The sequence below is a fragment of the Actinoplanes sp. DH11 genome, from assembly GCF_020873875.1.
Taxonomy (GTDB): Bacteria; Actinomycetota; Actinomycetes; order Mycobacteriales; family Micromonosporaceae; genus Actinoplanes.
Window position 1 is genome coordinate 58,463 of sequence record NZ_JAHWGU010000040.1, and the last position, 12,157, is coordinate 70,619.

Annotated in this window: 13 protein-coding genes; 9 read left to right on the plus strand and 4 right to left on the minus strand. The window is 70.7% G+C overall.

The features are described from left to right. The first annotated feature begins 2 nt into the window (after window positions 1-2). From LPA41_RS37110 to LPA41_RS37125, 4 genes are read left to right on the plus strand one after another with little or no spacing between them, the layout of a single operon-like run. A complete protein-coding gene (locus LPA41_RS37110; RefSeq protein ID WP_229075969.1) occupies window positions 3-944 on the plus strand; it encodes a VOC family protein in 942 nt (313 codons plus the stop codon). Between the two features lie 3 nt (window positions 945-947). Next, window positions 948-1,898: a fumarylacetoacetate hydrolase family protein gene (locus LPA41_RS37115; protein WP_229075970.1), complete on the plus strand. Its 951-nt coding sequence runs from the start codon at window positions 948-950 to the stop codon at window positions 1,896-1,898. Then, the gene (locus tag LPA41_RS37120; RefSeq protein ID WP_229075971.1) at window positions 1,899-3,050 is read left to right on the plus strand and encodes a S9 family peptidase; all 1,152 of its coding nucleotides are present in this window, start codon (window positions 1,899-1,901) and stop codon (window positions 3,048-3,050) included. Continuing rightward, window positions 3,047-4,006, plus strand: a complete 960-nt coding sequence (locus LPA41_RS37125; RefSeq protein ID WP_229075972.1) for a cyclase family protein — start codon at window positions 3,047-3,049, stop codon at window positions 4,004-4,006. The genes LPA41_RS37120 and LPA41_RS37125 overlap by 4 nt, the downstream gene beginning before the upstream one ends. Window positions 4,007-4,013: 7 nt before the next feature. Here the strand turns inward: LPA41_RS37125 and LPA41_RS37130 are convergent, their stop codons facing one another. Then, on the minus strand, window positions 4,014-4,358 hold the full coding sequence (locus LPA41_RS37130) for a DUF3817 domain-containing protein (RefSeq protein WP_229075973.1): 345 nt from the start codon (window positions 4,356-4,358) through the stop codon (window positions 4,014-4,016). Between the two features lie 117 nt (window positions 4,359-4,475). Here LPA41_RS37130 and LPA41_RS37135 point away from each other — a divergent pair, with 117 nt between their 5' ends. Together LPA41_RS37135 and LPA41_RS37140 are read left to right on the plus strand one after the other, a co-directional pair. Further along, the gene (locus LPA41_RS37135; RefSeq protein ID WP_229075974.1) at window positions 4,476-5,021 is read left to right on the plus strand and encodes a hemerythrin domain-containing protein; all 546 of its coding nucleotides are present in this window, start codon (window positions 4,476-4,478) and stop codon (window positions 5,019-5,021) included. Between the two features lie 20 nt (window positions 5,022-5,041). Continuing rightward, window positions 5,042-5,287, plus strand: a complete 246-nt coding sequence (locus LPA41_RS37140) for a hypothetical protein (RefSeq protein WP_229075975.1) — start codon at window positions 5,042-5,044, stop codon at window positions 5,285-5,287. Here the strand turns inward: LPA41_RS37140 and LPA41_RS37145 are convergent. Continuing rightward, window positions 5,259-6,032 carry an SAM-dependent methyltransferase gene (locus LPA41_RS37145; protein WP_229075976.1) on the minus strand — a complete coding sequence of 258 codons (774 nt, stop codon included), beginning with the start codon at window positions 6,030-6,032 and terminating at the stop codon, window positions 5,259-5,261. The two genes, LPA41_RS37140 and LPA41_RS37145, sit on opposite strands and share 29 nt — an antisense overlap. A gap of 77 nt (window positions 6,033-6,109) precedes the next feature. Between LPA41_RS37145 and LPA41_RS37150 the strand changes: the two genes are divergently transcribed. Beyond that, entirely contained in the window at window positions 6,110-8,428 is a 2,319-nt protein-coding gene (locus LPA41_RS37150) for a PAS domain S-box protein (RefSeq protein WP_229075977.1), read from the plus strand. Window positions 8,429-8,452: 24 nt separating this feature from the next. On the opposite strand, the gene LPA41_RS37155 is transcribed toward LPA41_RS37150, so the two are convergent. Then, window positions 8,453-8,917 carry a hypothetical protein gene (locus LPA41_RS37155; protein WP_229075978.1) on the minus strand — a complete coding sequence of 155 codons (465 nt, stop codon included), beginning with the start codon at window positions 8,915-8,917 and terminating at the stop codon, window positions 8,453-8,455. Window positions 8,918-9,062: 145 nt separating this feature from the next. On the opposite strand from LPA41_RS37155, the gene LPA41_RS37160 reads away from it, so the two are divergent. Beyond that, complete coding sequence (locus LPA41_RS37160) at window positions 9,063-9,833, plus strand: SAM-dependent methyltransferase (protein WP_229075979.1); 771 nt, start codon at window positions 9,063-9,065, stop codon at window positions 9,831-9,833. A gap of 157 nt (window positions 9,834-9,990) precedes the next feature. After that, window positions 9,991-11,016 (plus strand): sporulation protein, encoded by a 1,026-nt coding sequence (locus LPA41_RS37165; protein ID WP_229075982.1) that lies wholly within the window; start codon window positions 9,991-9,993, stop codon window positions 11,014-11,016. A 150-nt stretch (window positions 11,017-11,166) separates the two neighbouring features. Here LPA41_RS37165 and LPA41_RS37170 read toward each other — a convergent pair whose 3' ends face one another. Beyond that, window positions 11,167-11,772, minus strand: a complete 606-nt coding sequence (locus tag LPA41_RS37170; RefSeq protein ID WP_229075980.1) for a hypothetical protein — start codon at window positions 11,770-11,772, stop codon at window positions 11,167-11,169. Window positions 11,773-12,157 lie beyond the last annotated feature (385 nt).

Consider the following 12,157-nt stretch of genomic DNA (forward strand, 5'->3'; position numbering starts at 1 on the left):
ACATGAACGACGAACGTCTGATCACCCACCTGCGGCACGTCGACCTGGCGGTGCCCGACTACGACCGGCAGCTCGAGTTCTACACCGACATGTGGGGCCTGGACGCCGAGACCACCGACGAGGGCATCGCGTTCCTCGCCGCGGCCGGTTCCCCCGAGCAATATTCGGTGCGGCTGCGCAAGGCCGCCGAGAAGCGGCTCGACCTGATCGCTTTCGGTGCCGCGAACGAGGCCGACGTGAACGCCCTCGCCGAGCGACTGGGCCGCGCCGGCGTCAAGCTGGTCACCGAGCCGGGCCGGCTGCTGACCCCGGGCGGCGGATACGGCTTCCGTTTCTTCGACATCGACGGGCGTACCGTCGAGGTCTCCTGCGACGTCGCCGTCCGCCAGCACCGCAAGCTGGAGGAAGGCGAGTCGGTCCCGGTCAAGCTCTCCCACGTGGTGATCAACTCGCCGGACCCGGAGGCGACCGTCGCGTTCTACCACCGGCACCTCAACTTCGCGCTCTCGGACACCCTGATGCACCCGCGGATGGGCGAGATGATGTGGTTCCTGCGCACCAACCGCTGGCACCACAGCCTCGCGATCGCCCGTGGCCCGCACGTCTCGCTGCACCACGCGTCGTTCGAGATGCGCGGCATCGACGAGTACATGCGCGGCACCGGCCGGCTGCTGCGCGGCGGTGTGGAGAAGGTGTGGGGCCCGGGCCGGCACATGGCCGGCAACAACACCTTCAGCTACTTCCTCGACCCGCACGGCAACACCATCGAGTACACCACCGAGCTGGAAGAACTCGACGAGGACACCTGGCACCCGCACCTCTACGACTTCTCCGATCCGACGGTCAGCGACCAGTGGGGCACCGCGAACCCGATGAACGAGTTCGTGGCGAAGCAGTCGTTCAACGACGTCGACCGCGGCGTGTTCGTCGCCCCGCCGGTCTGAGCCGTGCGGATCGCGCGTTTCCGGCACGACGGCCGGATCAAGACCGGACAGATCGAGGACCAGGGTGTACGGGTCTTCGCGGCCGCCCCGGCGATCGAGTCGATCATCGCGGGCGGGGTTGCCGCGGCGAACCGGCTCGACCTCGCGGAGACCGTACCCCTGGAAGATGTGCGGCTGCTCGCGCCGCTGCTGCCGCCCTCGCTCCGTGACTTCGTGGCGTTCGAGGAGCATGTCGACGGCGTGCGCCGCAGCGTGGACGGTGCGGCGGGCGTGCCGGAGGCGTGGTTCGACGCGCCGACCTTCTACTTCACCAACCCGCACCGGATCTTCGGGCCCGGCGACGACGTGCCGTTCCCGGCCCGGTCGGTGGCCCGGGACTTCGAGCTGGAGGTCGCCGCGATCGCCGGGCCGGACCAGACGATCTTCGGCTACACGATCTTCAACGACTGGTCGGCGCGCGATCTGCAGGGCCGCGAGATGCAGGTGCGCCTCGGCCCGGCCAAGGGCAAGGACTTCGCGAGCAGTCTCGGCCCGTGGATCGTCACGGCCGACGAGCTCGACGTGCACAAGCGTGCCGGTTTCCTCGATCTGTGGTGCACCGCCGAGGTCAACGGTGTCGAGGTGGGCCGCGACCTGCTCAGCAACATGGGGTGGACGTTCGAGACGATGCTCGCGTACGCGGCCCGCGACAGCGTGGTGCGTCCCGGTGACGTGCTCGGCTCCGGCACGGTCGGCAACGGCGGCTGCCTCGCCGAGCTGTGGGGCCGCCGCGGCCGGCAGGATCCGCCGCCGCTGCGGGACGGCGACGTGGTGACGCTGACCGTCGAGGGGATCGGCAGCCTCACCAACCGCATCACCTCCGGCCCGGAGACCGAGGCTCTCCCGGCCGTCCGCCGCCGCGACCCGGCGAAAGCGCGAGCAGAGGCGCGCGTGCAAGCAGAGAGGCAGAGCTGAATGTTCGAGTACTTTCCCGGCAACTACGTCTGGAACCTGGGCGTCGTCGCGACCCTGAACAGCGGTGGCCTGATCGACGAGGTGGACCGCGCCTGCCGGCCGATCCGCGAGCTCGCCGCGCAGGGTTCCGACGTCGGCACCGCCGAGTTCATGGCCTCCTGGGCCCGGGTCGCGGAGGATCTCGCCACCGCGGCCGCCGCCGACGAGAAGGCCGGTCACCTGCGCACGGCCGGGCAGAAATACCAGCGGGCCACCAACTACCTGGCGCAGGCCGAGCGCATGCAGAGCGCCAAGTCACCGGGCCGGGCGGCGTTCTACCAGCGGCTGCTCGACCTTCAGCAGAAGGCGTTCGACCTGATCGACCCGGCGACCACGCGGGTGGCGATCCCGTTCGAGGGTTCGCTGCTCCCGGCGTACTTCAAACGCGCCGACACCGACGGCCCGGCGCCGACCGTCATCCTGTGGAACGGGCTCGACTCGACCAAGGAGCACATGTACGCCTCGGGGTTCGCCCACGAGATGGCCGCGCGGGGCGTCAACACCCTGATGGTCGACTGCCCGGGCAGTGGCGAGGCGTTGCGGTTCCTCGGCCTGACCAGTCGCGTGGAGACCGAGGACTGGGCGGCGGCGTGCGTCGACTATCTGCTGACCAGGGACGACGTGCTGCCCGCCAAGATCGGCCTGATCGGCTGGTCGCTGGGTGGGTACTACGCGCCGCGGGCGGCCGCCTTCGAGAAGCGGCTCGCCCTCTGCGTGGCGTGGGGCGCCAACCACGACTGGGGTGCCGTGCAGAAGCGCCGCCTGGAGCGCGAGGGCGAGAACCCGGTCCCGCACTACTGGGACCACGTGCTCTGGGTGTGGGGCGAGACCGACCTCGACACCTTCATCACCAAGGCGGAGGCGGTCAACCTCGACGGTGTGGTGGAGCGGATCACCGTGCCGTTCCTGATCGCGCACGGCGAGAACGACAGGCAGATCCCGCTGGCGTACGCGCACCGCTCCTACGAGCAGGCGGTCAACTCGCCCCGCCGCGAGCTGCGGGTCTTCACGAAGGAGGAGGGCGGCGCCGAGCACATCGGCCTCGACCACTTCGCGCACGTGCAGACGTTCATCGCCGACTGGGTGAACGACGTCTTCCAGGGGATCGCATGATCGACCGCACGGACCCGGAGGGCGCGATCGCGGCGGCGGCGAAACGCTGCTCCAACTGGGGGCGGTGGGGTGCCGACGACGTGCGCGGCACGATGAACTTCCTGACCCCGGAGAAACGTGCGCAGGGCGCGCGGCTGGTGCGGCGCGGCGTGTCGTTCTCGCTGTCGCAGAGCTTCGACGCCGACGGGCCGCAGAAGGGCTGGCGCCGGCGCACCAACCCGGTGCACACGATGCTGGACACCGGCACCGACGCGGTCACCGGCGTGCAGGGCTTCCCGCACGGGCTCGGCGGCGCCGACGACGTGATCGCGATGCCGTTGCAGTGCTCGACGCAGTGGGACGGGCTGGGCCACATCTTCGACCACGGTATGGCGTGGAACGGCCGGCGAGCGGACCAGGTGGTGACCAGCCTCGGCGACCTGCGGACGGGCATCGAGACGGTGGCCGACGTGATCGCCGGTCGGGGAGTCCTGCTGGACGTGGGGCGGGTGCTGGGGACGGACGGCGAGCTCCCGGACGGGTTCGCCATCACCGAGGAGCACCTGCGGGCCACCGCCGAGGCGCACGGTGTGTCGGTCGGTACGGGCGACATCGTGCTGATCCGGACCGGTCAGCTGGCCCGCGCGCGGCGTGACGGCTGGGGCGATTACGCCGGCGGCCCGGCACCGGGGCTGTCGTTCACCACGGCGGACTGGCTGCACCGCACCGAGATCGCCGCGATCGCCACCGACACCTGGGGTTTCGAGGTGCGGCCGAACGAGTTCGACCACGCCTTCCAGCCCCTGCACCAGGTGGCGATCCCGCACATCGGGCTCTTCCTCGGCGAGATGTGGGACCTGGATGCCCTGGCCGCCGACTGCACGGCGGACGGCGTCCACGAGTTCTGGCTGACCGCGGCGCCGCTGCCGATCACCGGTGCGGTCGGGTCCCCGGTGAACCCGATCGCCGTCAAGTAGATCGCCGTCAGGTGGTGGGGACGCCGGTCCCGGCGGTGGCGGCCCCCGGGACCGGCGTCGACCCGGCCGGGCGGCGCTTGGCGACCCAGCGTTCGAAGATCAGGGTGGTGAGCGGCGGGACGGAGGCGGCCAGGCCGAAGAAGGTGCGCCACAGCGACCAGCGCTCGGCGCGCGCCACCCAGAGAGTGGCCACCAGGTAGGCCACGAAGAGCCCGCCGTGCAGCCGGCCGAAGAGCCAGACGCCGGCCTCGGTCGTCTCCGTGACGTACTTGAGGAACATGCCCACCAGCAGGCCGGTCCACGAGATCGCCTCGGCGACCGCGGTGATGCGGAAGACCCGGAACGCTTGCACGTGCTCTCCTTCTCGACGTCTCGCCCGCTGCAGGCTAGGCGATCAGAAGATGAGTGTTTCCTGTCAGCCGGGGTAACTCCGCAGGGGGGCAATTCGTCTGCATATGAGGGGGTTTCTGTGCCGGACATCGTAGAGGTGATCAAGGAGCAGCATCAGCAGGTCGACGAGCTGCTGGAGGAGGCGACGCACGACGGCGTCGACAAGGCCGCACTCCTGCACGAGGTGCACCGGTTGCTGCTGCCGCACTCGGAGGCCGAGGAGGCCTTCGTCTACCCGACGATCCGGGCGAAGGCGGCCGAGGCCGGCGAGGACGTCGTGGACGGCGCGGTCGAGCACCACCAGATCGAGGAGATGCTGCAGAACCTGCTGCGCGGCGACCCGGAAGCCCCCGGCTACGACGGCACGATCGCGGCGATCGTGGGGGAGTTGCGGCACCACGTCGAGGAGGAAGAGGAGGAACTTCTCCCGATCCTGGCGGAGCGCCTGACCCCGGAGGAGCGCGAGGAGATGGGCCGCCGTTTCATCGAGGCGACCACCGGCGCGATGCCCGGGCACGAGCACCACTCCCGGAACGAGCTTTACGACATGGCGCGCGAGCAGGACATCCCGGGCCGTTCCACGATGTCGAAGGAAGAGCTCGCCGAGGCCCTCGGCGAGGCGTGATCCGTCGGATAATCGAACGCATGGCCGATCTTCGAGTGGAACGGATGCGCCCGTGCCGCCGGTGCGGTCACCCGACCCGGGTGGACCGCATGATCCAGGGGTACGGGCGCAACTGTGCCGCCCTGCTGGGCCTGGTCGGTGGCACGGTGGACGTCGAGCACGCCGGCCCGGACCTGCTCGACCTGATCGAGGTGGAGCCGGAGGACGAGTGCGACGGCTGGGACCGCCCGGCGGACGTCAGCGCACCGCGACACCGGCGAGCGTGAGATATCCGGCCGCCCCGGTGGTGTCGTCGCCGGGGTCGGGCCGCCACTCGGGTCCCTGCACGACGCCGGGCTCGACCAGCCGCCACCCGTCGAAGAACCGTTCGACCTGTTCGGTGGTGCGGGGCAGCAGCGACGAGCCGGTCCGGTTGTAGAGGTCGGCGATGCGTTCCAGCTCGGCCGGGCTCTCGCCGGCGGCGGCGTGCGAGATCGCCAGGACGCTGCCCGGCGCGGCCAGCTCGCGGTAATCCCGCAGGGCCGCGGTGAGTGCCGGGCTCTCCGGCAGGAAGTGCAGCACCGCGACCATCAGGATGCCGACCGGCTCGCCCGGGTCGATCAGCTTCCGCACCGCCGGCTCCGCCAGCACCAGCGACGGCTGCCGCAGGTCGCCGTGGACGACGGCGACGCGCGAGTCGTCACCGAGCAGGTGCCGGGAGTAGAGCACGGCGGCCGGGTCGACGTCGACGTGGACGACCCGGGCTTCGGTGGCGATCTCGTGCACGTTCTGCTGGGTCGGGATGCCGGAGCCGAGGTCGAGGAACTGGCGGATGCCGCGCGCAGTCGCGAACCGCACGACGCGGCGCAGGAACGCCCGGTTGGCCCGCGCGATCCGGGGCGTCATCGGCAGCAGTTCGGCGGTGCGGTCGGCGACCGCCCGGTCCGCGGCGAAGTTGTGGGTGCCACCGAGGAACGCGTCGTAGATCCGGGCGGCACTGGGCCGGTTGGGGTCGATCGGCGGTTCCGGCATTGCTCTCACCCTGACGATTGTTACGCAACATACCGGGAATATCAGATTAAAATGGTCCTGGGGGGAGGGAGGCATCGGTGGAGTCACGTGACATCCCGGCGCTCCTGATCGACACCGCCCCGGACGCGGTCGTCGTCAGCCGCTCGGACGGCCTGATCACCCTCGCGAACACCCGGGCGCACGACATGTTCGGCTACCCACCGGGCACGCTCGTCGGACGGTCCATCGACGATCTGATCCCCGACGACGCCGGCGACAGTTGTCCGGCACAGCGGGCCGCGTACCTCGCGGGTGAGCATCCTCCGCTGCGCCGCCTTCCGCTGCGTGGCCTGCGCCGCGACGGCACCGTCTTCCCCGTCGAGATCTCCCTTTCCGCGGTGACCGCACCCGACGCCGGGACGTACGTGACCGCGGTGCTCCGCGACGACACGACGCAACGCCAGGCCGCGCAGGCCCGCGCGCTGCTCGCCTCGATCGTGCAGTCCTCGCACGACGCGATCGTCACCACCGACCTCGACGGCGTGGTGCTCTCCTGGAACCCGGGCGCCGAGATGCTCTACGGCCACCCGGCCGCCGACATGATCGGCAAGTCGATCGATGCGATCATCCCGCCGGAGCGGCGCGCCGACGAGGAGCAGGTCCGGCTCCTGGTCCGGCTCGGCGGGCGGGTCGACCGGTACCGCACTGTGCGGCTCACCGCGAAAGGCGACCCCATCGCCGTCTCCACACTGGTGTCGCCGTTGCTGGACGAGAGCGGCGAGATGATCGGCATCACCACGATCACCCGGGACATCAGTGACCGGGAGCGCGCCGAGGCGCGAGTGCAGGCGATCCTGGACGCCGCACCGGACGCGGTGCTCGGTGTCGCCGAGTCCGGTGAGGTGGTGCTGGTCAACGCGGAGGCGGAACGGCTCTTCGACCACCCGCGCTACGACCTGCTGCACATGCCGCTCCCGCAGCTGCTGCCGGACGGGCTGCCGCCGGTCTCGACGGTCCTGCGCACCGGTGGCGACAGCACCCCGCTGGACACGGTCCGGGCCGACCCGGATGCGGACCTCGCCGGTGATCAGCGCTGGGCCACCCGCCGGGCGATCCGCCGTGGGGGCCGCGAGCTGCCGGTCGACATCGCCTGCAGCTCCCTGCGCACCGACAGCGGGGTGGTGATCGTCGCGGTGGTCCGGGACATCACCGAGCGGCTGGCCGTGGAGCAGGAGCGCCGCCGGTTGCGGGAGGAGGCCGACCGGCAGCGTCTGGAGGCCCGGATGCAGCAGGCACAGCGTCTGGAGAGCCTCGGCCAACTGGCCGGTGGCATCGCGCACGACTTCAACAACCTGCTCGCGGTGATCCTGAACTACGCGTCGTTCATCGTCGAGGACGCCGCCGGTACCCCGCCCGCCGCCGACGCCGAGCAGATCGCCCGGGCCGCCCGGCGCGGCAGCGACCTCACCCACCAGCTGCTCGCCTTCGCCCGGCGGGAGGTGATCCGGCCGCGGCCGCTGGACCTCAACGCGGTGGTGACCGAGGTGCATCAGATGCTGGACCGGTCGCTCGGCGAGCACATCGCACTGACGGTGCGGACCACTGCCGGCCTGCCGTCGGTGATGGCCGATCCTGGTCAGCTGGAGCAGGTCCTGGTGAACCTCGCGGTGAACGCCCGCGACGCGATGCCGGGCGGCGGCCGGCTCACCATCGACACCGCGCCGGTGTGGGTCGACGCCGAGCACGCCGCCGCCCGCGCCGGACTCAGCGCCGGCTCCTATGTGCGGCTGCGCGTCTCGGACACCGGCACCGGCATGCCGCAGGAGGTGATCGAGAAGGCGTTCGAGCCGTTCTTCACCACCAAGCCCAGCGGGCAGGGCACCGGTCTGGGCCTGGCCACCGTTTACGGCATCGTCACGCAGGCCGGCGGCACCGTGCAGATCTACTCGGAGGCCGGCATCGGCACCACCTTCACCATCCTGCTGCCGGCCACCGACGCGCAGGCGCAGGAGACCGGGCCGGAGGAGTCGGCGGCCGAGCTGAGCGGGCACGGCGCGACCGTGCTGGTGGTCGAGGACGAGGCCGCGCTGCGCGAGGTGACCTGCCGGATCCTGCGGCGGGGCGGCTACACGGTGCTGGCCGCCGGCAACGGCGACGAGGCGCTGCGGCTGGCCGCCGACAACCCGGTCGACGTGCTGCTCACCGATGTGATCATGCCGGGGATGCTGGGCCGCGACGTGGCGGCCGCGGTGCACCGGACGCAGCCGGGGATCAGGGTTCTGTTCATGTCCGGTTATGCCCAGCCGGTGCTCACCACGCACGGCACGCTGTCGGCCGAGGTGCACCTGCTCGAGAAGCCCTTCACGAGTGCCGAATTGATGCGGGCCCTGCACGAGGAGCTGCAAGCAAGACCGTGACGGGTGGTGGGCCCCGCGCGGCGGTCACGCCGTCGCGGACAGCACCAGCCCGACGCAACCGCAGAGCAGCAGCGCGACCGCCAGCACCAGCAGCGCCACCGCCGCGACAAGCCCCGGGTAACGCTGCGGCGGCACACCGAGGTTGCCGCGCAGGAAGGAGAGCAGCGGAGCCCGGTACTCCAGCTCCACCGTCCGTCCGGCCACCGCCAGCACCGTCGTCTCGGCGGTGCCGATCCTCGACGGCATCAGGTAGGGCACGTGGACGTGCACGTGGTGCTGCCCGAGCGTGACCGCCGTGGCAACCCGGCCCCACGTCGCCGGTACACCCTGGCCGTCAATCTCCAGGACCGGGGTGTAGAGCCCGAGCAGAAAGGCGAGCGGCGCGTACCGCATGGTCACGGCGATCGTGGAGCCGCCGTGACCGTGCGCCGGGTCGTCCGGCGGGAAACCCGGCAGGACCGGTCGGTAGGGCGGTGCTTGCGTGGCCACGCCGCAGGATATTCCGGTATTCCGGCACCTATCAATGTCCGATGTAGACCCCACGATATCCGGGAAGATCGATAGGATGGCCGCCTGACCGATCGACCCATCGGCCCGGAGGCAGCGCGTGACCTCGAACGACAGCGTCCCCACTGTGGATCAGAAAACCGTCTCACCGGCCCGCCGGTGGAACTACTGGCTCGGCGGAAAGGACCACTTCCAGGTCGATCGGGATTCGGGTGACCGGATCGCCCAGGCGTACCCCGCCGTCCGCACCGCCGCCCGCCAGGGCCGTGCCTTCCACAACCGCGCCATCCGCTTCCTGGCCGGTGAGGCCGGCATCCGGCAGTTCCTGGACATCGGCACCGGCTTGCCCGCACCCGACAACACCCACGAGGTCGCCCAGTCGATCGCGCCGGACAGCCGGGTCGTCTACGCCGACAACGACCCGATGGTGCTCGCGCACGCCCGGGCCCTGATGAGCGCCGGCACGACCACGTTCGTGCGCGGCGACCTCAACGAGCCCGGCGCCATCCTCGCCGACGACGACCTGCGCAAGACGCTCGACCTGACCCAGCCGGTCGGCATCCTGCTGATCGCCGTCCTGCACTTCATCCCGGACGACGACAAGGCCCGCGCGGTCGTGTCCGAACTGCTCGACGCGGCACCGCCCGGCAGCTACCTGGTCGCGACCAACTCGACCAAGGATTTCGTGCCCCCGCACGTCGCCGCCGTCTACGACCAGATGCTCGCCGCCGGCCACGTCGACGCCTGGCCGCGTGACAAGGACACGTTCGGGCGATTCTTCAGCGGCCTCGAACTGATCGACCCGGGCATCGTGGCCCTTAGCGACTGGCGACCCGACAACGAGGAGCGCCCGAGCGCCGCGGAAGTCTCGATGTACGGCGCCGTCGGCCGCAAATAACCGTCCCCCGCCAGGGGAAAGACAGCTACCGGCGCCATACGCGTTGCACCGTCGCCGTACCCTCTTCTCAGGGTTCCTTCAGCGGGCGCTGCTAGTTTTCCGGCCGGGCTGGATCAGTTCTCCAGCCGGGCCGGTCATGTCGAAGCGGGAGAAAAACGTGGTCTTCAAGAAGTTGCTGGGCGCCCTCGGTGTCGGCGGGCCGAGCGTGGACACCGTGCTGTCCAACCCCAGCACCTACCCCGGGGCGCCGCTGACCGGCCAGGTCAACGTGGTCGGCGGCACGCAGGACGCGGACGTCGAGCACATCACCCTCGGCCTGGTCACCCGGATGGAGGTCGAGTCCGGCGGCAACGACTACTCGGCCGTCGCCGACTTCTTCCGGCTCACCGTGAGCGGCCCGATGCGGCTCGCCGCCGGCCAGCAGCTCTCCATCCCGTTCCGCATCGACATGCCGTGGGAAACGCCGATCACCACGGTCTACGGGCAGAACCTGCGCGGCATGGTGATGGGCGTGCGCACCGAGGTGGCGATCGCCCGCGCGGTCGACAAGGGCGACCTCGACCCGGTGCACGTGCACCCGCTGCCCATCCAGCAGAAGATCTTGGACGCGTTCGCGCAGCTCGGTTTCCGCTTCAAGTCCGCCGACATCGAGCACGGCCAGATCTACGGCGTGCACCAGACGCTGCCGTTCTACCAGGAGATCGAGTTCTACCCGCCGCAGCAGTACGCGCACGGCATCAACGAGGTCGAGCTGACGTTCGTGACCAGCCCGCAGGCTGTCGAGGTCGTCCTCGAGTTCGACAAGCGCGGCGGCCTGTTCACCCAGGGTCACGACACCTACGGCCGCTACACCGTGTCGCACCACGACGCCGACACCACCGACTGGCGCCAAGTCGTCGACGGCTGGGTCCGCCAGGCCCTCGACAAGCGCAAGTCCATGCCCGGCTTCGGCGCGCCGGCCGGTTACGGTCAGCCTGCCTACGGCGCCCCCGGCTACCCGCCGCCCGGTTACGGTCAGCAGCCGGGCTACGGCCACCACGGCCACTACCGGGGTCACGGGCGCGGCCACCACGGCGGCATGGGCGGCATGGCGATGGGCGTCGCCGGCGGTCTGGCCGCGGGCTACGTCGCGGGCGAGGCCTTCGACGAGATCGGCGACGCCTTCGAGGGCGGCGAGGAGTGACCTCGCGCTGAGACGCAGGGCGGAGGGCGGGGGAGACCCCGCCCTTCTTCCATGCCGGAGTACGCGCCACCCAGCACCCGACCGCACCAACCACCGCCCCGCGGGCCGAGCACGCGCCCGCCCGTCCCGTGGACGACGCCGATGTCCGTTTCAGATCTCGGCGGGGGCCGACTGGCGGCGCGCCTCCGTTACGTCCGCCATGAGCTGATCCCACCGCGGGTCGTCCCGGAACCGGGCGAGCCGGACGGTCTTGGCGGCCTGCGCCGAGGTGTACTCCCACCATGCCGCCACCCGAACCGGCCACAACCCGACCCGAACGGCGCCCGCGATGAAACAGCGGTGCGCGAGCAGGGTCGCCGCGAGAATCTCCGGTTCCAGCTCGATGTCGGGGTCGTCGATCGCTGCGCCGAGCGCCCGGACGTCGCGGTGCATCTCGGAGTAGGAGATCAGGCTCGGCATGGCGGGAACGAGCAGTTCGTCCTCGGGGTCGACGAGGTCGTCCGCGTACGCCGGGGTGAACACGACGTCGTCCACCGTGACGATCAACGGCAGCGCCTCGTGCTTGCGGCGCAGATCGACCTGCACGGCCGGGGCCCCCGTGGGGACGTGCACCCAATCCGCGTCGAGCACGTCGCGGAAGGCCAGCCTGACGGTGTCGCCGATCGCCGGCACGTGGACCGTGACCAGACCCGGGCCGTAGGACACCTCGGTCCCCGGCACCTCCTGGATCATCTCGGCGAGTTCGTCGGTGCGCATGCGCTCGTTATACGCCCTCCGCGCACGTCGCGGGCACCCGCACGTCGCACGCGCCCGATCACTTTTCGCGCACCCGCATGCGCGCGTGCCCAGCACTCGCGCGTGCACCCACATGCGTGCGTGCCCAGCACTCTCGCGGGCGCCCGCGTGCGTGTCCGGCGCTTCGCGTGCGCCCGCACGCGTGAGTGACCTGAGGGTTTCCCTGCCCGGATCGGTGTGACGCGGGTCGCGCGCCCCCCGATTTGGTGTCCGGGACATGTGGTTGTAATGTTGTCCGAGCCGCCAGGGAGACGGGCGAGCGAACGGGACCCGCCAGGGGCCCGGAGCGGCCGTCCTGGAGGAACCCGAGAAATGATCACGGCTTAGAGTCGTGTAATGTTTCGCG